Genomic DNA, 24,325 nt, shown 5'->3' with positions numbered 1-24,325 from the left:
ACGGCTTGGGTTTCCAAGCATTGTTATAAGGTATCTTACCTTCGAATACATAGGGGTAAGAAGCGAACGCAGGGAACTGAAACATCTAAGTACCTGCAGGAAAGGACATCAACCGAGACTCCGCAAGTAGTGGCGAGCGAACGCGGACCAGGCCAGTGGCAATCAGGAATAAAGCCGAACGAGCTGGAAAGCTCGACCGTAGTGGGTGACAGTCCCGTAGGCGTAGAACACTGATTGTCCTTGAGTAGGGCGGGACACGTGAAATCCTGTCTGAACATGGGGAGACCACTCTCCAAGCCTAAGTACTCGTGCATGACCGATAGCGAACAAGTACCGTGAGGGAAAGGTGAAAAGCACCCCGACAAGGGGAGTGAAATAGAACCTGAAACCGGATGCCTACAAACAGTCGGAGGGCGCAAGCCTGACGGCGTACCTTTTGTATAATGGGTCAACGACTTAGTGTAACGAGCAAGCTTAAGCCGATAGGTGTAGGCGCAGCGAAAGCGAGTCTGAACAGGGCGTTCAGTTCGTTGCATTAGACCCGAAACCGAGTGATCTAGCCATGAGCAGGTTGAAGGTTGGGTAACACCAACTGGAGGACCGAACCCGCATCTGTTGCAATAGATTGGGATGACTTGTGGCTAGGGGTGAAAGGCCAATCAAACTCGGAAATAGCTGGTTCTCCGCGAAATCTATTTAGGTAGAGCGTCGACCGAATACCCTCGGGGGTAGAGCACTGGATGGGCTATGGGGACTCACCGTCTTACTGATCCTAACCAAACTCCGAATACCGAGGAGTACTAGTCGGCAGACACACGGCGGGTGCTAACGTCCGTCGTGAAGAGGGCAACAACCCTGACCTCCAGCTAAGGTCCCCAAGTCATGGCTAAGTGGGAAAGGATGTGAGGATCCCAAAACAACCAGGATGTTGGCTTAGAAGCAGCCATCATTTAAAGAAAGCGTAACAGCTCACTGGTCTAAATAAGGGTCTTTGCGCCGAAAATGTAACGGGGCTAAAGCCATGCACCGAAGCTGAGGATACGTAGCAATACGTGTGGTAGCGGAGCGTTCCGTAAGCCTGCGAAGGGGTACCTGTGAGGGGCCCTGGAGGTATCGGAAGTGCGAATGTTGACATGAGTAACGATAAAGAGGGTGAGAGACCCTCTCGCCGAAAGACCAAGGGTTCCTGCTTAAAGTTAATCTGAGCAGGGTTAGCCGGCCCCTAAGACGAGGCGGACACGCGTAGTCGATGGGAACCACGTTAATATTCGTGGGCCTTGTGGTGGTGACGGATCGCACAAATCGTACATTCTTATTGGATTGAGTGTGCGGTGGAGCGGTTCCAGGAAATAGCCCCACTTTATAGACCGTACCCGAAACCGACACAGGTGGTCAGGTAGAGTATACCAAGGCGCTTGAGAGAACTATGTTGAAGGAACTCGGCAAATTGCACGCGTAACTTCGGAAGAAGCGTGACCCCATGATGGGCAACCATTGTGGGGTGGCACAGACCAGGGGGTAGCGACTGTTTATCAAAAACACAGGGCTCTGCGAAGTCGCAAGACGACGTATAGGGTCTGACGCCTGCCCGGTGCTGGAAGGTTAAGAGGAGGGGTGCAAGCTCTGAATCGAAGCCCCAGTAAACGGCGGCCGTAACTATAACGGTCCTAAGGTAGCGAAATTCCTTGTCGGGTAAGTTCCGACCTGCACGAATGGCGTAACGACTTCCCCGCTGTCTCCAACATAGACTCAGTGAAATTGAATTCCCCGTGAAGATGCGGGGTTCCTGCGGTCAGACGGAAAGACCCCGTGCACCTTTACTATAGCTTTACACTGGCATTCGTGTCGGCATGTGTAGGATAGGTGGTAGGCTTTGAAGCAGGGACGCCAGTTTCTGTGGAGCCATCCTTGAAATACCACCCTTATCGTCATGGATGTCTAACCGCGGCCCGTCATCCGGGTCCGGGACAGTGTATGGTGGGTAGTTTGACTGGGGCGGTCGCCTCCGAAAGAGTAACGGAGGCGCGCGATGGTGGGCTCAGACCGGTCGGAAATCGGTCGTCGAGTGCAATGGCATAAGCCCGCCTGACTGCGAGACTGACAAGTCGAGCAGAGACGAAAGTCGGTCATAGTGATCCGGTGGTCCCGCGTGGAAGGGCCATCGCTCAACGGATAAAAGGTACGCCGGGGATAACAGGCTGATGACCCCCAAGAGTCCATATCGACGGGGTTGTTTGGCACCTCGATGTCGGCTCATCGCATCCTGGGGCTGGAGCAGGTCCCAAGGGTTTGGCTGTTCGCCAATTAAAGCGGTACGTGAGCTGGGTTCAGAACGTCGTGAGACAGTTCGGTCCCTATCTGCCGTGGGTGTAGGAATATTGACAGGATCTGTCCCTAGTACGAGAGGACCGGGATGGACATATCTCTGGTGGACCTGTTGTCGTGCCAACGGCATAGCAGGGTAGCTATATATGGAAGGGATAACCGCTGAAGGCATCTAAGCGGGAAACCCACCTGAAAACGAGTATTCCCTATCAGAGCCGTGGAAGACGACCACGTTGATAGGACGGGTGTGGAAGCGCAGCAATGTGTGAAGCTTACCGTTACTAATAGCTCGATTGGCTTGATCGTTCTCATTGACCATGCTCATCAAAGATGAGCCAGTAGGAGTTGGGCAGTAGGCAGTAGTCTTCGCCGCTCCAGGACGTGTTCAAAGAAAGACTGTTGCCTAAGGCCTCAGTCACCAGCTTCTCAAATATGATTGCCCTTAGCTGACCTGGTGGTTATGGCGGGGTGGCTGCACCCGTTCCCATTCCGAACACGGCCGTGAAACGCCCCAGCGCCAATGGTACTTCGTCTCAAGACGCGGGAGAGTAGGTCGCTGCCAGGTCTGCTAAAGGCAATCAAAATCTTCTCATCACAAAAAGGGCCTCGTGCCCAAAACGAGGCCGCGAAAGCGGCCTTTTTGCTTCATACAATAACACCCGGGCCAGAGCAGCCCCGCCCTCCCCAAGGCAAAAAAGCCCAAAAGGAAGGCCAAAAAAACCGGGATCGCCCGGCAGCTCAGGTCTAACGCGGGGTGGAGCAGCCCCGCCCTCCCGCAGAGCGCAACGCGCGCGAGGAAGGGCAAAACAAAAATCCGGGCAAATCCCCGGACAGCTCAACATAACGCGGGGTGGAGCAGCCCGGTAGCTCGTCAGGCTCATAACCTGAAGGCCGCAGGTTCAAATCCTGCCCCCGCAACCAACCTTCCACCCGATCCCAAAGAGCCCCCACCGCGGGGCTTTTTGCGTTTCTGCAAGCCGTCATCGCAGAACTACCAAGCAACTGACCTGCCACCACCTCCCTCCCGGCAAAACGCCGGGCGCTGACGCCCCCATAGAGACGGCAAGCTCCCAGTACACATAAAAAACAACCGCCGGTGCGTCAGCGCACCGGCGGCCTCTTCACTGACAATGCGGGGCGACACCCCCTATTGGGGTCCGATTACTTCTGCCAGCTCTTGACGAGTTCGTCGTAATTGACCGTGATCGGCTTTTCTTTTTCGTTCTCGATCTTCAGCTGCGGAGCGAGGTTGCCCTTGGCGACGGCATCCTTGTTCCAGTACTCGAGATCATGCTCCTCGGCGAGTTTCGGGCCGATGTCGCCCTGCACGCCGGCACGTTCCAGGCGCTGAAGGACCTTTTCCTGCTCGGCGCAGAGTGAGTCCATGGCCTCCTGTGCGGTTTTCGCGCCGGAGGAGGCGTCGCCGATCGCCTGCCACCACAGCTGGGCGAGCTTCGGATAGTCCGGGACGTTGGTGCCGGTCGGAGACCACTGCAGGCGAGCCGGCGAGCGGTAGAACTCGATCAGACCGCCGAGCTTCGGTGCACGATCGGTGAAGGACTGATGGTCGAGGGTCGACTGACGGATGAAGGTCAGGCCGACATGGCTCTTCTTGACGTCGATCGTCTTGGAGGTGACGAACTGTGCATAGAGCCAGGCGGCCTTGGCGCGATCGTCCGGCGTCGACTTCATGAGCGTCCACGAGCCGGCGTCCTGATAGCCGAGCTTCATGCCGTCCTTCCAGTAGACCCCATGCGGCGAGGGAGCAAAGCGCCATTTCGGCGTCCCGTCCTCGTTGACGACTGGCAGGCCTTCCTTGACGAAGTCTGCCGTGAACGCGGTGTAGGTGAACATCTGCTGGGCGATTTCACCCTGAGACGGAACCGGACCGGATTCGGAGAAGGTCATGCCGTTGGCGGCTGCCGGCGCATAGGCCTTCATCCAGTCGAGATATTTCTGGATCGAGTAAACGGCGGCCGGGCCGTTGGTGTCGCCACCGCGAGCAACGCAGGAGCCGACAGGACGCGAGTTTTCGTCGACCTTGATGCCCCATTCGTCGACGGGCTTGCCGTTCGGAATGCCGCGGTCACCATTGCCGGCCATGGAGAGCCACGCATCGGTGAAGCGCCAGCCGAGGGACGGATCCTTTTTGCCGTAGTCCATGTGACCATAGACTTTCTTGCCGTCGATCTCGCGACCGGTGAAGAACTCGGCGATATCTTCGTAAGCCGACCAGTTGACCGGAACGCCGAGGTCATACCCGTATTTGGCCTTGAAGTCCGCCTTGTTCTTCTCGTCGTTGAACCAGTCGTAACGGAACCAGTAAAGGTTTGCGAACTGCTGGTCGGGCAGCTGATAGAGCTTGCCGTCCGGCGCCGTCGTAAACGACTTGCCGATGAAGTCGTCAACATCCAGACCTGGATTGGTGACGTCCTTGCCTTCGTTGGCCATGAAATCGGTCAGGTTGCGAGCCTGCTGATAGCGCCAATGGGTGCCGATCAGGTCCGAGTCGTTGATGTAAGCGTCGTAGATGTTCTCGCCCGACTGCATCTGCGTCTGCAGCTTCTCGACGACGTCACCCTCGCCGATCAGGTCATGCGTGATCTTGATGCCGGTGATGGCGGTAAAGGCCGGCGCGAGCACCTTGGCTTCGTATTCGTGCGTGGTAAGCGTCTCGGAGACAACCTTGATGTCCATCCCGGCAAAGGGCTTCGCCGCGTCAACGAACCACTGCATTTCCTTCTCCTGGTCGGCGCGCGAGAGCGTCGAGAGATCTCCGACCTCCTTGTCCAGGAATTGTTTCGCTTCGTCCATACCGGCGAAGGCGGTGCCGGTCAGTGCCAGCAGCATGGCTGCCGTAGTTGTCAAGAGATGCCGTCGCATTTTGTCCTCCCAGGGTTTTGCGATTGCAGACACGAGTACCAGGCGCGGTGTTTGCGCCCATTTTCTGCCCTAGACGAAGCGGAAGACGCCGATTGCGTAGACCGCAGACAGGGCGAGAGCCCACCAAAGGTTCGAGCCGACAAGCCCGAGCCAAGCGAGATGTATGAATGCCGAACCGAGCAGCGACACGAACAGCCGGTCGCCGCGAGTGGTCTCGAAGCGCAGGATGCCGACGCGCGGATTTCCACCGGGTGCGGCGTATTCCCAAACAGCCATCAGAGCGATCGACAGTCCAATGGTGAGAAAGAACAGCGCACCCGGAAACGACCAGGCCATCCAGCCGCCCGGTACCAGCGGAGCGAACCAGTCGATCGCGCCGTCCTTCGCAGGCAGCATGGAATAGAGCGCCAGCACCGCGCCGACATAGATGAGAAGGGCCAGACCGAGCGGAAGCGGCCATCGACGTGCAGTATTCATCAGACCCTCCCCAGGGCGAAGCCCTTGGCGATGTAGTTGCGGACGAAATAGATGACCAGCGCGCCGGGAATGATGGTCAGCACACCTGCTGCAGCGAGCACGCCCCAGTCCATTCCCGATGCTGACACCGTGCGTGTCATCGTCGCGGCGATCGGCTTGGCGTTGGTGGTCGTCAGCGTGCGTGCGATCAACAGTTCGACCCACGAAAACATGAAGCAGAAGAAGGCTGCGACGCCGATGCCGGAAGCGACTAGCGGCATGAAGATCTTCACGAAGAATCGTGGGAAGGAATAGCCGTCGATATAGGCGGTCTCGTCGATTTCCTTCGGTACGCCCGACATGAAACCTTCGAGAATCCAGACCGCCAGCGGCACGTTGAACAGGCAGTGGGCGATTGCGACCGCAATATGCGTATCGATCAGGCCGAATGCCGAATAAAGCTGGAAGAAGGGCAGCGCGAAGACGGCCGGCGGCGCCATGCGGTTGGTCAGCAGCCAAAAGAACAGGTGCTTGTCACCGAGAAAGCGGTAGCGCGAGAAGGCGTATGCCGCCGGCAGCGCCACTGTCACCGAGATTACCGTGTTCAGCACGACGTAGATGATCGAGTTGATATAGCCGCTGTACCAGGAGGGGTCGGTAAAGATCACCTTGTAGTTTCGAAGGGTCGGATTCTCCGGCCACAACGAGAAGGTGCCGATGATCTCCGCATTCTCCTTGAAGCTCATATTGACCAGCCAATAGATCGGCAGCAGCAGGAAGACGATGTAGAACGTCGGGATGATCCACGAGAAGCCGGCTCGGGTATTTGCAGTGCTCATGATTTCGTCTCCACCCTAGTTCTGCGCGTCGTGGCTGGTCATGACCGTGTAGAAGATCCATGACAGCAGCAGGATGATCAGGAAGTAGACGATCGACATGGCCGCAGCCGGACCGAGGTCGAATTGACCGACGGCCATCTTGACGAGGTCGATCGAAAGGAAGGTGGTCGAGTTGCCGGGACCACCGCCGGTGACGACGAACGGCTCCGTATAGATCATGAAGCTGTCCATGAAGCGCAGCAGCACGGCAATCAGCAGGACCCGCTTCATCTTCGGAAGCTGGATGTAGCGGAAGACGGACCAGCGGGAGGCGCCGTCGATCTTGGCCGCCTGGTAATACGCATCCGGTATAGAGACGAGCCCTGCATAGCAGAGAAGCACGACGAGACTGGTCCAGTGCCAGACATCCATCACGATGACCGTGATCCAGGCGTCGGTCGGGTCCTGCACGTAATTATAGTCGAGCCCGACAGCCTCGAGCGAGTGGCCGAGAAGCCCAATGTCGACACGTCCGAAGACCTGCCAGATGGTACCGACGACATTCCACGGAATGAGCAGTGGAAGCGCCATGAGAACGAGGCATACCGGCACGCCGAGGCCTGATTTCGGCATGTTGAGAGCAATGAAGATCCCGAGCGGGATTTCGATTGCCAGGATGACGAACGAGAAAATCAGGTTACGCAGCAGTGCATCCCAGAAACGGTCGGAATGCAGAATTTCCATGAACCAGTCCGTGCCGGCCCAGAAGAATTCATTGTTCCCGAACGTGTCCTGAACCGAGTAGTTGACGACCGTCATCAGCGGAATGACCGCAGAAAAAGCGACCAGCACAAGCACCGGCAGAACCAGGAACCAGGCCTTGTTGTTCCACGTCTTTTGCATTGATCAGCCCTCCGTCCCGACGCGCCAGGAATCGGCGTACATGTTTATTCTCGTCGGCTCGAAGGTGACACGCGCTTCGGCGGGTATCTCGCTGTCCTCCGGAACGACAATCGTCACGGAATGGCCCTCGAAGCGAGCACGAACGATCTTCTGACGTCCGATGTCCTCGACCTTGACGATGTCGACGGGCATGCCTTCGCGACCCAGGCGTACAAACTCCGGGCGGATGCCGAGCTCAACCTTGTTGGCCGAGCCGACGTTCGGAGCCGCAGCAAGCGTGATCGTCTGGCCGCCGACGGTGACCGAATTGCCGGCTACCTTCGCCGGCAGCAAGTTCATGCCGGGGGAGCCGATGAAATAGCCGACGAAGGTGTGGCTCGGTCGTTCGAACAGCTCGACAGGTGTTCCGATCTGAACGATCTCGCCCTCGTACATGACGACGACCTTATCGGCGAAGGTGAGCGCTTCCGTCTGGTCGTGCGTTACGTAAACCATGGTGAAGCCGAATTGCTTGTGGAGCCGCTTCAGTTGCGAGCGCAGGATCCACTTCATGTGCGGATCGATGACGGTCAGCGGCTCGTCGAAGAGAATTGCGTTGACGTCGTTGCGCACGAGGCCGCGGCCGAGCGAGATTTTTTGCTTCTGGTCGGCGGTAAGACCGCGTGCAGTTCGTTTGGCCCAGTCGACCAGGTCGATCATCTCGAGTATCTCGCGTACCCGACTGTCGACTTCGGCTTCCGGAACGTGCCGGTTTCGAAGCGGGAAGGCGAGATTGTCATAGACGGTCATCGTGTCGTAGATGACCGGGAACTGGAAGACCTGAGCGATATTGCGACGTTGCGTCGAAAGGTTCGTTACATCCAGCCCGTCAAAGAGGATGCGCCCCTCGGAGGGTCTTAGAAGTCCGGAGATGATGTTGAGCAAGGTCGTCTTGCCGCAACCGGAAGGGCCGAGCAGGGCGTAGGCGCCGCCGTCGTTCCATTCATGATGCACTTCCTTCAGCGCGTAATCCTTTTCGGACTTCGGCGTCGGGCCGTAAGCGTGGCGGATATGCTCGAGGGAGATCTTTGCCATGTGCACTCTCCTCAGGCTGCTGTGTCGGCTTGGCCGATCGCCCTGCCGTCTGGCGCAAAGGCCAAGAGATGGCGGGTGTCGAGATGGAGCTCGACGGGCTGATCGGGATCAATTTCGTAAATGCCGTGCATCAGTGCGACCCATTTGGAGCCCATGAAGCCGACATGGATGAAGCTCTCGGAGCCGGCGATTTCCGAGATCTGCGTGCGGGCAGAAAGTGGGACCGCCGCTGGCGATGCCTTGAGGGAAAGTTGATGCGGCTGGAAGGCGATGGTCATCGGACCGTCGGCGATCGTCGAGAGATGCGCCGGAACCGGGAATGCCTCTGCATCATCGACGCGGAACATGCCTCCCGCCTTCATGACAGCAAGGGTATTGAGCGGCGGATCGGCGAAGGTTCGAGCCGTGACGAGATCATTCGGCTTGCGATACACGTTTATGGTGCGGCCGAACTGGGTGATTCGACCTTCGCTGAGGGTTGCCGTATTCCCGCCGAGGAGCAAGGCCTCTGAAGGCTCCGTGGTCGCATATACGAAAATCGCACCCGACTCGGCGAATATGCGCGGAAGCTCCTCGCGAAGTTCCTCACGCAGCTTGTAGTCCAGGTTGGCAAGCGGTTCGTCGAGAAGGACGAGACTGGCATTCTTGACGATTGCGCGTGCGAGCGCCGTGCGTTGCTGCTGTCCGCCAGAAAGATTGAGCGGGGTCCGGTCGAGATAAGGTGTAAGCTTCAGGAGTTCGGCCGCCCGTCGTACTTCGCGGTCGACCGTTGCAGCGTCCTTTCCGGCGATGCGCATTGGCGAGGCAATGTTCTCGTAGACGGTCAGCGCAGGATAGTTGATGAACTGCTGGTACACCATGGCGACGTTGCGGCTCTGGACGCGCACGCCGGTCACGTCGGCGCCGTCGAAGAAAATCGCGCCGCTCGTCGGTTTATCGAGTCCTGCCATCAGGCGCATTATTGACGTCTTGCCCGAGAGCGTCGGCCCCAAAAGGACGTTCAGCGTACCCCGTTCAAGAACAAGATCGGTCGGGTAGATGTGAAATTCTCCACCCACCATCTTCGCGGCATTCCGCAATTCGAGCATTACGGTTCCCGTGCCTCCTCATCGACGGGACCACATGCGCCTTTATCCGGCTAATTGTGCCGGAACGGCAGCCATGTACTCCTCCAGATTCTTTGCTTCTTCCTGCGAGAGCCTGAGCCCCAGTTTTGTCCTCCGCCACAAGACATCGCCGGATGTCCGGGCCCATTCCTGCAGCATCAGCCAGCGGACCTCGCATTCGTAGAGATCATGGCCGAAGTGCCGACCGAGATCTGCCGAAGTCGACGCGCTGCCGAGCAGATCGTGTGCACGGGTGCCGTAGGACCGGATGAGCCGTTCCGCGTGATGCTCGCCGAGGAACGAATAGCGTTCCTTGAGCTTGCGCACCTCCGCGGCGTAACCGGTCGGAGGAAAGTCGCCTCCGGGAAGGTGGCTTGCAGCCGTCCAGGGCGTTCCCCTCACCCCGATCTTCTCGCCGATCTTTTCTACTGCGTGTTCCGCCAGTCGCCGGTACGTCGTGAGCTTGCCGCCGAAGACGTTGAGCAGTGGGGCTTCGCACATGTTCCCCTCGACTTTCAGGACGTAGTCCCGAGTCGCTTCCTGCGCCTTGCTTGCACCGTCGTCATAAAGCGGGCGAACTGCCGAATATGTCCAGACGATATCGTCGTTACGGATTGGCTCGGCGAAATACTCGCTCGCTGCCGAACACAGGTAATTGACCTCTTCCGGCGTTATCTTCACATCGCGCGGGTCGCCGGTGTAGTCGTGGTCGGTCGTACCGATCAACGTGAAATCACGTTCGTAGGGGATCGCGAAAATGATGCGATTGTCGGGATTCTGGAAGAAATAGGCGCGCGAGTCATTGAACTTCTTCCTGACGACGATATGGCTTCCCTGAACAAGACGCACGTTGTGTACGCTGCTGTTGCCCATAGCCTGTGAAAGAACCTTGTCTACCCAGGGGCCTGTCGCGTTGACGAGCATGCGGGCTCTGACACTGCTGACGGCACCGGTCTCATGCTCCTTGATCTCAATCGACCAGCAATCCGCTTCCCGGCGCGCGGAGACGACACGGGAGCGGCTAAAAATGCGCGCGCCTCGATCGGCAGCGTCGCGGGCGTTGAGAACCACCATGCGGGCGTCGTCCACCCAGCCGTCCGAGTACTCGAATGCCTTGCCAAACAGCGGCTTCAGGGGCTTGCCGGCCGGATCGCGGCGCAGATCAAGCGTGGTTGTCGCGGGCAGGAGCTTCCGTCCGCCGAGATGGTCATAGATGAAAAGGCCGAGCCGGATCAGCCAGGCTGGACGGATGCCCCCCTTCTGAAACGGCAGCACGAAGCGCAACGGCCAGATGATATGCGGCGCCATGGCCCAGAGGACCTCACGCTCCATCAGCGCTTCCCGGACGAGGCGGAATTCATAGTATTCGAGGTAACGCAGTCCGCCGTGGATCAGCTTCGTCGAGCCGGAGGAGGTTCCCGATGCAAAATCGTTCATTTCCGCCAGGGCAACCGAGTATCCTCGCCCGGCGGCGTCACGCGCAATTCCGCACCCGTTGATGCCGCCTCCGATGACGAAGATGTCGTAAAGCCCTTGGACCACCGTTTTCCCCGAATTTTGCGCATTGCACAAATTAGAGCAATTGCGAAAACGCAAGATAATTAAATTGAAAACGAAACGAATGTCAAACGAAAGTTTTCCGCACTTTCGTCACGTATCGCCCGAACTGGGCGCCTCGATCAATTCGACATCATTCTCCGCGCAAATTCGCCGAATGGATTCAAGCGGGCAGTTGTCGGTTATGAAGGTATGGACCTGTGAAAGGTGGCCGATACGCACGGGTGCCGTCCGTTCGAACTTCGTCGAATCCGCCACCAGGATGACGTGCCTGGCATTGGCGATGATCGCCTGCGCGACCTTCACCTCACGAAAGTCATAGTCGAGAAGAGCACCGTCCGCATCAATCGCCGACGCGCCGATTACCGCGTAGTCGACCTTGAACTGGCGGATGAAATCGACTGCCGCCTCGCCGACAATACCCCCGTCGGAAGCGCGGACGACGCCGCCGGCAATGACAACCTCGATTGCCGGCAGAAGGCGCAATTTGTTGGCCACGTTGATGTTGTTGGTGATCACCATCAGCTCTTGGTGGCCGGCGAGAGCCTCTCCCACGGCTTCCGTGGTCGTTCCGATATTGATGAACAGAGAGGCATTGTTGGAGATGAGGTTCGCCGCGGCGATGCCGATCGCCTGTTTCTCCTGCGCGGCGATCTGTCGGCGGGCCTCGTATTTCATGTTGACGGTCCCGGAGGGAAGCGTCGCTCCACCATGGATACGTGACAGGACACGCGCGTCGCAGAGGTCATTCAGGTCTTTTCGGATCGTCTGCGGCGTTACGGAAAAACGTGACGCCAACTCCTCGACGAGCACACGCCCATTGGCCTTCGCAAGTTCCACGATCTCGGCCTGTCGCCCGGTGAGGTACATTTCGCTTACCTTTCGTTTCTTTCGTGAAGCGCGGCTAATACGAAAATGCACGTATGTCGGCTTGAGTGCAACCGGGTTTCTGGTGCCTCGGAGCATGTTTTCCGCCTTGTCGAAGGGGTGTTGTCGGCATCAGCCGATTAGGTCGACAAGCGTTTCCAGACGGTCGGCATCGCGCGGCAGCTTGTCGGTACGCAGCCGCGCGATACGCGGGAATCGCATCGCGACGCCTGATTTATGCCGTGTCGAACGATTGATCCCCTCGAAGGCGACCTCGACGACGAAGCCGTGGTCGGGCTCGGCGCGCAGTGCACGCACGGGTCCGAAGCGGTCGACGGTATTATGGCGGACATAACGATCGAGAATCTCGAGTTCGGCATCGGTGAAACCGAAGTATGCCTTGCCCACCGGAACCAGCATGTCCCCGTCCTCACCAGCCGTCCACACGCCGAACGTAAAATCCGAATAATAGCTGGAGCGTTTGCCGTGGCCCCGTTGGGCATACATCAATACCGCGTCGACGTTCAGTGGGTCCCGCTTCCACTTGAACCATGGACCTTTGGATCGCCCCGCCTGATAGGTGCTGTCGCGACGCTTGATCATGACGCCCTCGATGACGGGATCCGGTGGATCGCGTCGAAGCGTTTCAAGTTCTTCCCAGCTGGAGAAGGGAACAAGCGGCGAAAGGTCGAAGCGCTCCTCGGGCGCCTGGCCGATCAGGCGGATCAGGCGTTCGCGTCGGGTGACGAACGCCTCGCCACGTACGTCTTCCTGCCCCTCGTACAACACGTCGTAAGCGCGCAGAAAGGCGGGATAATCGTGCAGCAGACGGGGCGATACGTTCTTGCGATTGAGTCGCTGCTGAAGATCGGAGAACGTCCTCGTCGGCTCTCCGGAACGAGATGTTCCGCCCACCAGAAGCTCGCCGTCAACGACCCCTTCGAAGGTCGCCGATTCGACGACGTCCGGAAAGGCGGCCGATATGTCGTCGCCGGAACGGGAATAGAGCCTTCTCTGTCCTCCGAAAAGCGAAAGCTGGACACGAATTCCATCCCACTTCCATTCGGCCGCAAAATCGGAAGGATCGAGCGCGTCCAGGTCGCCTTCCCCGACCGGATTTGCGAGCATGACAGAATGAAAGATGGCGGGTGTCGCCAGCACCGGTCGGTGCTGCCGGCCTTCTAGCCACGCAAACAGGCTCTCATAGGGTGGCTCCAGTCCATGCCAGAGCGTCTCGATCTCGGCGATGTCCTTGCCCGCCATATCGGCCAGGGCTTGCTTCGCCAGTCTCGCGGAAACGCCGATTCGCAGACCACCTGTTACGAGTTTCAGGAAGGCGAAACGGCTCGACGTATCCAGACGGTCCAGCAGATCGCGGACCGCCTTCCGTACCTCCGTCCGACCGAGTGATTGCATCAGTCGCACGACTTCCCCCAGCCTTGGCTGCGGTCTCTCCTTGGGGTCGCCTTCCCATACAAGCGCGATTGTTTCCGCGAGGTCGCCGACGTAATCGTAGGAATAGCGGAAGAGAGTCTCGTCCATGCGTTCGAGCATCAGATCCCGCAGCATCATCGGCTTTACGGAACTGAGCTCCAGCGTTCCCGCGAGGGCGGCAAGGACGTACCCCCGATCAGGATCCGGGCTCTTTCGAAAATAGTCGACGAGCAGCGTCAGTTTGGCGGTACGGCCGGGTGTGAAGACGAGACGGTCGAGCAGGTTGGCGAATGCCTTCATCGTCAATCGCCCTCGTCTTCGTAACCGACCATGTGTAATGGCCGCGCCGCGATTCCTGCGAGCTCGCACCAGCGTACCAGCGCTTCCTCGCGGCCGTGAGTCACCCAGACCTGGCTCGGCGCGATTTCGTGGATCGTCGCGGTTAGCTCCCGCCAATCGGCATGATCAGATATTACCAGCGGCAATTCCACACCGCGCTGTTTGGCCCGTTGGCGGACCATCATCCAGCCTGAGGCAAAAACCGCGAGTGGATCCGAGAAGCGGCGTGCCCAGCGCTCGTTGAAGGACGACGGCGGGCCGATCACCACCTCGCCGCGGAAAGCCGTCGGGTTCTTCGATTCTGCAGTTGCCGGTTGCAGGTCGCCCAGCTCGATGCCCTCGCTGGAATAGTAGTCGCAGAGCTGCGTCAGGGCGCCATGAATGAAGATCGGCCGTTGATAGCCTTCCGCTCGGAGGAGCGCGATGAGCCGTTGTGCCTTGCCGAGGGCATAGGCGCCGACCAGATGGGTGCGGTCCGGAAACTGCCCGAGCGAGGTCAAGAGCTTGGCGATCTCGGCCTTAGGATCGGGATGATTGAAGACTGGCAGGCCGAAGGTTGCTTCCGTGATGAACACGTCGCAGGGAAGCGGTTCAAAGGGTGAGCAGGTGGGATCTGGACGACGCTTGTAATCACCGGAAACCACGATACGCATTCCTGCGTATTCGAGAGCGATCTGTGCCGAACCGAGAACATGGCCGGCGGGGTGGAAGCTCACACGGACGCCGTTGATTTCCGTCGCACGACCGATTTCCACCGATTGCTCGCGGCCGCAGAAGCCTGGCCCATAGCGTAACCGCATGATGTCCAGCGTCTGGCGGGTGGCGAGAACGGCTCCATGTCCCGCGCGCGCATGGTCCGAATGACCATGGGTTACCATCGCCCGAACGACAGGACGTACCGGATCGACGTAAAAGTCGCCGATCGGACTATATAGCCCTGCCGGGCTCGGGCAGAGGAGATCTTCCGGTTTCATCGCCTGACATTACATAGGACGCCAGTCCCCGTCAGGCCAGTGGGATCGCCTGCATCAGCTTTAGGACTCGAAAGAAGCCTAACGGCGCTCAGGCCGTCGACTGCCAGCTTTTAATGGCATCGAGTCCCTGTCGAAGCAGTTCCTGCGCCGCTTCGTGCACCTGTGCCTCGACATAGCAGCGCATTTCCGGTGCGTTCCCCGAAGGGCGAAAATGGATCACGCGTCCGTCGTCGAGTGTGACGCGAAGCCCGTCGATGTCGGTGAACGATTTCACGGTGCCTATCGGAGCAAGAAAGCTTGAAAGCGCATCCCTGGAATGCCGCAGGTGGTTCATCAGGGAGGCGCTCCGCTCTAGGGCGAAATTCGCGATCCGATCGCTGAGAGCAACGGGAAGGTTGTAGCTGCTGGAAAGCTGCGACAGCGAGCATCCCTTCGCGACCGCAGAACCGAGAACAGCCAGCGCCGGAAGGAAGCTGTCGCGGGTCGGCAACGCAGCGATACTTCGCCCCTCGATGTCGAAGGCGGAACCGAGCATCGTGCCGCCATTGGCCTCGAAACCGACCACACCCTTGTCGCCTCGTGCCAAGGCACCGTTCATCGCGGCAATGACGAAAGGAGAGCCGACGCGTGTCCGGATCACTTCGAATCCACCGATCGACTCGATACCGGAATTGGACGTAACCGGCGTTACGACGGTCGTTGCGTGAAGGTAACGTGCAGCAACAAGCCCGAGGAGGTCACCACGAAGAGGGCGCCCGGTCTCATCCGCGACAAGCGGACGATCACCGTCACCGTCGGTCGAGACGATCGCGTCGAGCTTGTGTTCGGCCGACCATGTCCGCAGCAGGGTTTCTGTCTCGGCGGAGACTGCTTCGGTATCGACCGGGATGAAGACGTCGGAACGTCCGAGCGAAACGACGGTGGCGCCGAACTGCTTGAAGACCTTCGTCATCATGTCGCGGGCGACGCTGCTGTGCTCGTAGACGCCGATTCGAAGCCCCTCAAGGGCACCAGCAGGCAGTATGGAGAGATTACGATCGAGAAACAGTTCCGTTGCTTCGGCTTCCTGGTTTTCACCATTCCCCTTTCAACCCTGTTGGCGGCTTGGTCATTCTCGAGCGCTGCCGCAAGGCGGGTGATGGTCGCCTCGTCATCCTTGTCGATTTCACCGTCAGGCCGATAGAACTTGATTCCGTTTCGGTCGGCGGGAATATGTGAGCCGGTGACCATGATCCCCGCCGCGCCGATCTTTTGCGCGTAAAGGGCAAGCGCCGGCGTCGGAATCCAGCCACAGTCCACCGGAACAAGGCCCGCCCGTCGGATTGCCGCCATTACGGTCGCCGCGATCTCCGGACTCGATTCCCGAAAGTCACGAGCCACGGCGATCACGCCGCCGGCCGGCAAGTGGTCCGACTCAATAAGGAACCGGGCGAAAGCAATGGCATAAAGTGCGGACACGCTTCCCACGAGTTCTGTCGAAAGCCCGCGAAGTCCGCTCGTCCCGAATTTTACAGCCATACTGCTTTCATCCTCCCGCAATCGTCACGTGATCTTGTCGCTTTATAGGTCGGGTGGCCAACGCACTCAACTGTCTGCGAGTTCCTGTGGAAGACCGCGGAAGAGGCAAGAACGGACTTTCGGTGAGCGAAGTGTCAGCAGGCCGATCGCGTCGACGAAAACGAAAAGAGCCCAGCGCGGGAGGAGGTGCGCTGGGCTCTTGAACTTGATCGGCAATTGGGAGGAGGAGTATTGCCGATCCTATCTGGCGACGCTGGGAGGAGGAGTGCGTCGCTTCGATGATTTGTAATATATCCGTACCGCTTTGGAGGAACAGCGCAATTGCTGCAATGCAGCAGTGCGAGACGCGCATGGCTTGCCGTCCTCACGAAATCTCTGGTGTCACGGGGCTCCGGAAAGGTGCAATGTCCGACGCCATATGCGGGTGACCTGGGGAGAAAACGAGCAGGTGAGGCGCGGTGTGTCCGCCAAAGATGCATGGCTGAATAACATCCTGACTTATTGCTACGCATACGGTTCATGTTTTTCATTTGCCACCTGCGACGATCGAGAGGATTGTGCCGGGCGAGCCAACGGTTCTGGCATAAGTTCGGGGGTCCTTTCCGCATGAAACCCAATGTCCTGCTCGTAACCGCCGATCAGTGGCGGGGCGACTGTCTTTCGGCGGTCGGGCACCCGGTGGTGCGGACGCCGAACGTCGATCGGTTGGCTGCGGAGGGTGTGCTGTTTCGGCGACATTACGCCGGTGCGGCACCCTGCTCGCCGGCGCGAGCCTCCATTTACACCGGTCTCTACCAGATGAACCATCGCGTCTGCCGCAATGGTTCGCCGCTGGATGCTCGTTTTGACAACATTGCATTGGCCGCAAGACGTGCAGGTTACGATCCGACCCTCTTCGGCTACACCGACGTTTCGCCGGATCCCAGGACGCTTCATCGGAATGATCCGCACCTGACGACCTACGAGGGTGTCCTGCCGGGCTTTACATCCGGTCAGATCCTGCTCGAGAACGAAAAGCAGTGGCTGAGCTGGCTACGGAGCAGGGGGCACAGAGAAGCCTTCACCCGCGATGTCCATCGGACAGGAGATGTTGAGAGCGGCGCAGCGAACAACGAGGCACCGGACTACAGCGCCGACGAGACGCAGACTGCATTTCTGACGGAGTGTTTTCTTCGGTGGATGGAGCAGCAGGACGCTCCTTGGTTCGCGCACGTCTCATTTCTCAGACCGCATCCGCCGTTTTGCGTTCCGGCACCTTACAACACCATGTTTGCACCCGGCGACGGTCCGGCCTATGCACGGGCAACGCGACGCGGAGACGAACAGATGCTTCACCCGCTGCTGGCGTACGGTCATCGGTTTCTCGGAAAATCGAGCTTTGTCTACGGCGCATCTGGAGCCGTTTCCGACTGGAGCGAAAAAGACTTCGATGTCATTCGTGCCGTCTATTTCGGAATGATTGCCGAAGTCGATGCTCAGCTCGGGAGGATATTCACCGCCCTGCGCGAAAGTGGTCGCTGGGACGAAACGATCATCATCTTCACCTCGGACCACGGAGAGATGATGGGGGATCACTGGCTCCTCGGAAAGGGTGGCTTTCACGAGGGGAGCTATCACATTCCGCTCGTCATCCGTGATCCGGCTACAACCGCGGTCGGCAGACAGATTAATGCCTTTACTACCGCTGCCGATATCATGCCCACCTTTTGTGAGCGCCTCGGGGTCACGCCGCAGAATCACCAGGACGGAGCGTCGCTTTTACCGTTTGTGGAGGGCTCGGAACCCTCCGGCTGGCGTGATGCGGCCTTCTGGGAGTTTGATTTCCGCGAGGTCGCCACGAGCGTAGCCGAGGACCACTTCGGCCTGCCCTCGAACCGCTGCAACCTGGCCGTCATTCGCGACGAGGCGTTCAAGTATGTGCACTTTGCCGGGCTTCCGCCTCTGCTCTTCGATCTTGCGAAGGATCCGATGGAACTCCGAAACGTCGCAGAGGATGCAGCGTATCTTGCCGTGCGGCTGCGCTATGCCGAGAGGCTTCTTGCCCTGCGTGCCGGCCATCTCGACCAGACGCTAGCCTATGTAGAGCTCACCGAGGAAGGTCCGGTCAGTCGGCCGAGGCGATCGCAGTCGTGAGGTCACGAAACCGGTAGAGCGACAACGCGGTTTCGGCTATACGCAGCCGAACGACAACCGCTTACGCTGGAGACATGGATGGCCCCGACGATCCGCTATCACGAAGGTGACATATCCGCAGCCGACGCCGGTCGCTATACGGACGCGATCGCCATCGACACCGAGACGCTCGGACTGGTGCCGCGGCGGGACCGGCTTTGTGTCGTCCAGCTTTCCCCGGTGACGGCACGGCGGACATCATTCGTATCGCGGCCGGTCAAACGGAAGCGCCGAATCTTGTCGCCATGCTCGCCGACCCGAGCGGCAGAAGATCTTTCACTTTGGCCGCTTCGACATCGCTGTCCTGTTCCATACCTTCGGCGTCACCACGACGCCGGTCTTCTGCACGAAGATCGCCTCTCGGCTGTCGCGGACCTATACCGACCGCCACGGGCTAAAGGACAACCTCAAGGAAATGCTCGAGATTGACATTTCCAAGGCGCAGCAATCCTCCGACTGGGCGGCCGAGATGCTCTCACCCGCGCAACTCGAATATGCCGCTTCGGATGTGCTCTATCTGCATGCGCTGCGCGACAAGCTCACGGAGCGCCTGATCCGTGACCGCCGGATGGAGCATGCCAGGGCCTGCTTTGAATTCCTGCCGACGCGTTCCAAGCTCGATCTTCTCGGATGGGAAGAGACGGACATTTTCGCACACAGCTGATTTGCGGCTCGCGAACGCCACGCTTTCAGCCCGGATGAGCGGTGTGCGGGAGTTGGAGAGGCTGGCTGGTCCTTATTTCAAGGGCCTGCTCACGGCCCCCAGGCGGATCATCACCTCGCGCGGGATGTCATAGCGCTTGATCGCATCAGCTTGACTGCGAAAGCCGCAGATTTCCCTCTGGACAAGAAACGACCAGACGAGGTCAGCTGCTTGGTTGAGAAGTCCCTCGCGCTTCCTGGCATTTTCCGTGGCGGCAGGGCACGCCCTGAGGGCTGCCAGCGCTTTCTCCACCCTCAATCCCGCACGGGCCAAGGCATCCGCCTTTTCGGACATCAGCTCATATTCGAGGGCGCTGAGCGGTGTGCAGCCGCTCGGTGCCGTCGTTACAAGAGGCGGCGGACGCAGAGCCATACTTCCTCTCCTCGGGGGCGTCACCTTCTGCACGGTCGACCGTCAAACCGAATGGTACAAGCCGGATCGATCAGAATCATGGCTAACACTTCATTAACAAAGATTTCCTAAAATTGTGTTGGCCCGACGGCTGCCTTCGTGAGCACGTGACGCTCTTCACCTCGTCCAAAGCCGTCCGCCCGCATGAGCGGTCCGATATTTCTTGTTGCCGACAAACTTGATGCGAGACGTGCGCCCATGTTGTCCGCCATAGCTGTCACACAGCCTTCTGTCGCCGATTCCGGCCGGCCGGTAGTTGCCAGAGAGAACGCTCGCACATCTCCTCCTTCGGCCTCCTCCGCTATTGAGGTGGTACCGGCTTCGCCGCTCGCGAAACGACTGCCACTCCTCGTCCTTCCGACCGAGCAGCGCGTGACAGATAGTCTGGCGGCACTTGCGGACCAACTGGGGGAGCAAGTCGGTCTGAGTCGCGAGGAGAACGAGAGCGATGGCGACTTTGTCCGGCGACTTGTCACGACAATTGCGAAACTCGCTCCGGAGGAACGGAGCGCCCTCCAAGGCAAGCTCACGCAGCTGGTTAAGGTACTTCAGCAGGACACGTTTCTTTACGCGTTGCGCAATGCAGCAGGTCCGGACGGACCGAGGCTTTCAGCTGGCCCCGAGACGGTCTGGTCTGCCGATCAGGATCCCGGTGCGCGCCGCGTCACGTCATCCTATGCGCAGAATAGTGACGCCGTTCGATTGTCCACTGAACCGGAACCGTTGCCCGGACCACGGGGAGCGCTGTTGCCGGATTCCGGTCCGCAGGCGAGGGTGGAGATAAGGCAAGAGCCGGCTAAGATTTCGACCACCGCCGGCACGTCAATTGAACAAAGAACCGAAGGTGTCCGTGGAACGAGCGCCGCGCCGTCCCCTGCGAGCCTCGGGCCCACCACCACGCAACTGGAACTGTCGCACCCATCGAAGGGTTATGAGGCACTCCTGTCTAATGCGTCGCGGTCGGAGCCAGCATCTGCAATCGCGCCTAAGCTACGCGTCGCACCGACTCCAACCCGCATCGACGGAATGGACGTATCAGCTGGCAAGGAGCCGCCGAGCGAAGGTGAATCAGCCGGCATCGGCGACATCGTTCGCGGTCACGCCGTGCGACCAGAGGATGTTGGGACGCGCAACGCCGGACCGGGGAGCCGGACTGCCTCCGTCGACGCAGATCGTGCCCTTCCGGTCACGCGAGATAGGCCGACATCGAGATTCCATGTAGAGGAAGGGCAAGGGGTCGTGTCTCCCGGTCTTAATGCCGGGTTTCCAGCCTGGCCGGAAGACCCGGAGAGAGATGCAGACTCGACGGCGGTGCTCATTCGTCTCCTCAAACATGTGTTGGTGCATGAGGAGGAGACAACGACCGGCTCTGCCGAAATGTCGTCCCGAACCATGATCGCGCCCGGAGTGCGGGATCGGAAGGCGGGGGCATCCACGCCAGCAGCACCATTCAGTCACGAGACCGCCGGTAATGAGGCTAGAGAAGTCCGGTCGCAGCCAGCGCCAATGGGAGACACACCGGTACTGCCTTCAGGCTCGACGGAAGGGCGACTGCCTGCGGCAACCGCCCTACGGGATAACCCGGCCTTCCCCTTTTTCGGCTACCTTCTCTTTGAGGACGACGTTACCCCCACTGAACAGACGAGGAAGCGCAGCCAAGGCGAGGAGCACGGTGGAGGCGACCACGGACCGCGCGAAGACGGTTCCGAGGGGCGCCCCGGTTCAGGGCAGACTTCCGGACAGGAGGAAGAGGGCGAGGGCGAAGATGACGTCCATAAGAATGTCGACGCCGCCGCAATCGCCGAGCCGATATCAGCCTTCGGTGGCGAAACAGTGCTGACGCATTATCTCACCATGTCGACGCTGGCCTGAAAGGGCGGCTTTCCGCGATTCGGCAAAAGAAAACCCGCCGGTCTTTCGACCGACGGGTTATTGTTGTCGTGACGCAGTGAGCGCTTATTCGGCGTTGCCGCGGTTCTTGAGCGCCGCGCCGAGAATGTCGCCGAGCGAAGCGCCGGAGTCAGACGAACCGAACTGAGCGACGGCTTCCTTTTCTTCTGCGATCTCGAGAGCCTTGATCGACAGCATGACCTTGCGATCCTTCTTGGAGAAGTTGGTGACGCGAGCGTCGACAACCTGACCAACCGAGAAACGCTCCGGACGCTGTTCGTCACGGTCGCGGGAGAGATCGGCACGACGGATGAAGGAAGTGATGTCCTCGTGGTTGACGAGCTTCACTTCGATACCGCCATCATTGATGCCGATGACTTCGCAGGAAACGACGGCGTTCTTGCGCAGGTCGCCGGAAGCGGCGGCTTCGCCAACCGAGTCGCGGCCGAGCTGCTTGATGCCGAGCGAGATGCGTTCCTTCTCGACATCGACGTCGAGAACGACAGCCTTGACGACATCACCCTTGTTGTACTCTTCGATGACCTGTTCGCCCGGACGGTTCCAGTCGAGGTCCGACAGGTGAACCATGCCGTCGACGTCGCCTTCGAGGCCGATGAACAGGCCGAACTCGGTCTTGTTCTTGACTTCGCCTTCGACTTCAGTGCCGGCCGGGTGGCTGTAGGCAAACGCCTGCCACGGGTTTTCCAGCGTCTGCTTGAGGCCGAGCGAGATACGGCGCTTGGACGGATCGACTTCGAGAACGACAACGTCGACTTCCTGGCTCGTGGACAGGATCTTGCCGGGGTGAACGTTCTTCTTGGTCCAGGACATTTCGGAGATATGGATGAGGCCTTCGATGCCCGGTTCCAGCTCGACGAACGCACCGTAGTCGGTGATGTTTGTGACGGTGCCGGTGATCTTCTTGCCGACCGGATACTTGGCGGCAATGCCGTCCCACGGATCCGCTTCGAGCTGCTTCATGCCGAGCGAGATGCGGTGGGTTTCCTGGTTGATGCGGATGATCTGAACCTTGACCGACTGGCCGATGGACAGGATTTCCGAAGGATGGTTGACGCGGCGCCAGGCCATGTCGGTGACGTGCAGCAGGCCGTCGATGCCGCCGAGGTCAACGAACGCACCGTAATCGGTGATGTTCTTGACGACGCCGTCAACAACCTGGCCTTCTTCGAGGTTCTGAACGATTTCAGAACGCTGCTCGGCACGCGATTCTTCGAGAACTGTACGGCGCGAAACGACGATGTTGCCGCGACGCTTGTCCATCTTGAGGATTTCGAAGGGCTGCGGGTTGTGCATCAGCGGGGTCACGTCGCGGATCGGACGGATGTCGACCTGCGAACGCGGCAGGAAGGCAACGGCGCCGTCGAGGTCGACCGTGAAGCCACCCTTGACCTGGTTGAAGATGACGCCTTCAACGCGCTCGCCAGCTTCGAACTTGGCTTCGAGCTTGATCCAGCTTTCTTCGCGACGAGCCTTTTCGCGCGAAAGAACGGCTTCACCGAGAGCGTTCTCGATGCGCTCGACGTAGACTTCAACTTCGTCGCCGACCTTCAGCGAGCCGTCCTTGGCGCGAGCGCCGAATTCCTTGAGCGGAACGCGACCTTCAACCTTCAGACCGACGTCGACGATCGCGACGTCCTTCTCGATTGCCGTGATGATGCCCTTGGCAACATAGCCTTCGGCAAGATCGGTCTTGGCAAAGGATTCTTCGAGGAGGGCGGCAAAGTCCTCCCGCGTGGGGGTAGAAACAGACATGAAATCTCCTAATCGTGCCGCATGGGGGCACGGGTCTGCGCCGGGGGTTAGCGTTGCACTTGCCATACATCTCGTCCGCCCTCTTGGGGCTATCCGGCGCGGGGACGTCGATGTCGGCGAATTCCGTCATATATGGGGCCGGCTCACCGGCTTCCAGATCTGTGTTCTTGCGTCAGGGCGTCGTCAATGATGTCCCTGGCAGCCTGAAACGCCGCTTCTATACTCATTTCCGAGGTGTCAAGCAAGTGCGCATCCTCGGCGGGCCGCAGCGGGCTATCGGCGCGTCCCATGTCGCGCTCGTCGCGCTTCTTCACATCGGCGAAAACGTCGTCGAAGATCGCCGAGGTTCCGCCGGCTACGATCTCGTCAAAGCGGCGCTTGGCACGCACCTCGGGCGAGGCCGTAACGTAGAGTTTCACCGGTGCGTTCGGGCATACGACTGTGCCGATGTCCCGCCCGTCGAGCACGGTGCCGGGCAACTTGGCTGCAAAGCGCCGTTGCGCCTCGACGAGCGCACGGCGAACCCGCGGCATGACTGCGATCTTGGAGGCAGCTTCGCCGATCTCGTGTCGGGCGAGGGTAGCCCGATCGAGGCAGGAAAGGTCCAGCCCGCGTGCTGTTGTTTCCGCAACGCTCTCGTCGTCCAACGGTAGCCCGGCGTCGAGAAGCGCCTTTGCCGTTGCGCGATAGGTGAGGCCCGTGTCCAGATGATGGAAGCCGTAGTGTGTCGCGAGCAGCCGGGATAACGTTCCTTTGCCGGCGGCAGCCGGACCGTCGATGGCTATGGTGAAGGAGGCAGTCATGGGGGCTCACTTTCGAGCGCCTCGGTCCTCGCGCTCCGGTTCGTCGTCAGATGAATAAAATCGGGAAAGACAGCTTCTGTCCCGATATCCTTTGCAGCTTTCGGCAGTCGCGCCCGCGCGGTCCATACTACGTATACGGCGGCTGAATTGGCAAAACGGCGGGTCGTTACCATATCTGGCGCGAACGGTCATCCCTGCCGCGTGGAAATGCGGGAAACCTGCCGGCGAAGATTGCCTTTGACAGGAGAGACTGCAACGATTATGGGGACCGGCTAACAGTTTGACCGGTTGAATGCCGGATTGGCGACGAATGCCATTA

General features: G+C 59.4%; 15 protein-coding genes, 1 tRNA gene, 2 rRNA genes and 2 pseudogenes (1 of these 20 running past the window's edge). 6 read left to right on the top strand and 14 right to left on the bottom strand.

The annotated features are described in order from the left end of the window. The 3 genes from H4I97_RS17105 to H4I97_RS17095 all read left to right on the top strand — a co-directional run. A 23S ribosomal RNA gene (locus H4I97_RS17105) occupies positions 1-2,631 on the top strand (it extends 167 nt beyond the left edge of the window). A gap of 144 nt (positions 2,632-2,775) precedes the next feature. Next, positions 2,776-2,890 (top strand): 5S ribosomal RNA (gene rrf, locus H4I97_RS17100). Positions 2,891-3,169: 279 nt separating this feature from the next. After that, a tRNA-Met gene (locus H4I97_RS17095) sits at positions 3,170-3,246 on the top strand. Between the two features lie 240 nt (positions 3,247-3,486). Here H4I97_RS17095 and H4I97_RS17090 read toward each other — a convergent pair. From H4I97_RS17090 to H4I97_RS17040, 11 genes and pseudogenes are all read right to left on the bottom strand, one after another. Beyond that, the gene (locus tag H4I97_RS17090; protein WP_182305797.1) at positions 3,487-5,208 is read right to left on the bottom strand and encodes an ABC transporter substrate-binding protein; all 1,722 of its coding nucleotides are present in this window, start codon (positions 5,206-5,208) and stop codon (positions 3,487-3,489) included. A gap of 69 nt (positions 5,209-5,277) precedes the next feature. Beyond that, positions 5,278-5,685 (bottom strand): DUF2160 domain-containing protein, encoded by a 408-nt coding sequence (locus tag H4I97_RS17085; protein ID WP_182305796.1) that lies wholly within the window; start codon positions 5,683-5,685, stop codon positions 5,278-5,280. Then, positions 5,685-6,503, bottom strand: coding sequence for a carbohydrate ABC transporter permease (locus H4I97_RS17080; protein WP_182305795.1), 819 nt, complete (start codon positions 6,501-6,503; stop codon positions 5,685-5,687). The genes H4I97_RS17085 and H4I97_RS17080 overlap by 1 nt, the downstream gene beginning before the upstream one ends. A gap of 15 nt (positions 6,504-6,518) precedes the next feature. Further along, positions 6,519-7,385: a carbohydrate ABC transporter permease gene (locus H4I97_RS17075; RefSeq protein ID WP_182305794.1), complete on the bottom strand. Its 867-nt coding sequence runs from the start codon at positions 7,383-7,385 to the stop codon at positions 6,519-6,521. Positions 7,386-7,388: 3 nt separating this feature from the next. Next, positions 7,389-8,459 (bottom strand): ABC transporter ATP-binding protein, encoded by a 1,071-nt coding sequence (locus H4I97_RS17070; protein ID WP_182305793.1) that lies wholly within the window; start codon positions 8,457-8,459, stop codon positions 7,389-7,391. An 11-nt stretch (positions 8,460-8,470) separates the two neighbouring features. Continuing rightward, positions 8,471-9,547: an ABC transporter ATP-binding protein gene (locus H4I97_RS17065; RefSeq protein WP_182305792.1), complete on the bottom strand. Its 1,077-nt coding sequence runs from the start codon at positions 9,545-9,547 to the stop codon at positions 8,471-8,473. Positions 9,548-9,589: 42 nt separating this feature from the next. Beyond that, positions 9,590-11,107, bottom strand: coding sequence for a glycerol-3-phosphate dehydrogenase (gene glpD, locus H4I97_RS17060; protein WP_182305791.1), 1,518 nt, complete (start codon positions 11,105-11,107; stop codon positions 9,590-9,592). 108 nt (positions 11,108-11,215) lie between these two features. Next, on the bottom strand, positions 11,216-11,992 hold the full coding sequence (locus tag H4I97_RS17055; protein WP_182305790.1) for a DeoR/GlpR family DNA-binding transcription regulator: 777 nt from the start codon (positions 11,990-11,992) through the stop codon (positions 11,216-11,218). Between the two features lie 129 nt (positions 11,993-12,121). Continuing rightward, complete coding sequence (locus tag H4I97_RS17050) at positions 12,122-13,723, bottom strand: cisplatin damage response ATP-dependent DNA ligase (RefSeq protein ID WP_182305789.1); 1,602 nt, start codon at positions 13,721-13,723, stop codon at positions 12,122-12,124. A gap of 2 nt (positions 13,724-13,725) precedes the next feature. Then, positions 13,726-14,736, bottom strand: a complete 1,011-nt coding sequence (locus tag H4I97_RS17045) for a ligase-associated DNA damage response exonuclease (RefSeq protein WP_182305788.1) — start codon at positions 14,734-14,736, stop codon at positions 13,726-13,728. Between the two features lie 88 nt (positions 14,737-14,824). Then, a pseudogene (locus H4I97_RS17040) lies at positions 14,825-16,254 on the bottom strand (phosphomannomutase). A gap of 606 nt (positions 16,255-16,860) precedes the next feature. On the opposite strand from H4I97_RS17040, the gene H4I97_RS17035 reads away from it, so the two are divergent. Both H4I97_RS17035 and H4I97_RS17030 read left to right on the top strand, forming a co-directional pair. Beyond that, the gene (locus tag H4I97_RS17035; RefSeq protein WP_182305787.1) at positions 16,861-18,387 is read left to right on the top strand and encodes an alkaline phosphatase family protein; all 1,527 of its coding nucleotides are present in this window, start codon (positions 16,861-16,863) and stop codon (positions 18,385-18,387) included. 78 nt (positions 18,388-18,465) lie between these two features. Further along, a pseudogene (locus tag H4I97_RS17030) lies at positions 18,466-19,090 on the top strand (ribonuclease D). Positions 19,091-19,162: 72 nt separating this feature from the next. On the opposite strand, the gene H4I97_RS17025 reads toward H4I97_RS17030, so the two are convergent. Further along, on the bottom strand, positions 19,163-19,501 hold the full coding sequence (locus H4I97_RS17025; protein ID WP_182305786.1) for a DUF6665 family protein: 339 nt from the start codon (positions 19,499-19,501) through the stop codon (positions 19,163-19,165). A 1,545-nt stretch (positions 19,502-21,046) separates the two neighbouring features. Between H4I97_RS17025 and H4I97_RS17020 the strand changes: the two genes are divergently transcribed. Then, a complete protein-coding gene (locus H4I97_RS17020; protein ID WP_182305785.1) occupies positions 21,047-21,412 on the top strand; it encodes a hypothetical protein in 366 nt (121 codons plus the stop codon). Positions 21,413-21,496: 84 nt separating this feature from the next. Here the strand turns inward: H4I97_RS17020 and rpsA are convergent, their stop codons facing one another. Continuing rightward, positions 21,497-23,203, bottom strand: a complete 1,707-nt coding sequence (gene rpsA, locus H4I97_RS17015; protein WP_182305784.1) for a 30S ribosomal protein S1 — start codon at positions 23,201-23,203, stop codon at positions 21,497-21,499. Positions 23,204-23,346: 143 nt separating this feature from the next. Continuing rightward, the gene (gene cmk, locus H4I97_RS17010) at positions 23,347-24,006 is read right to left on the bottom strand and encodes a (d)CMP kinase (protein WP_182305783.1); all 660 of its coding nucleotides are present in this window, start codon (positions 24,004-24,006) and stop codon (positions 23,347-23,349) included. Positions 24,007-24,325: the final 319 nt, after the last annotated feature.

Source organism: Ciceribacter thiooxidans (assembly GCF_014126615.1).
GTDB classification, from domain to species: Bacteria; Pseudomonadota; Alphaproteobacteria; order Rhizobiales; family Rhizobiaceae; genus Allorhizobium; species Allorhizobium thiooxidans.
This window is presented reverse-complemented; position numbering and strand designations above follow the sequence as displayed.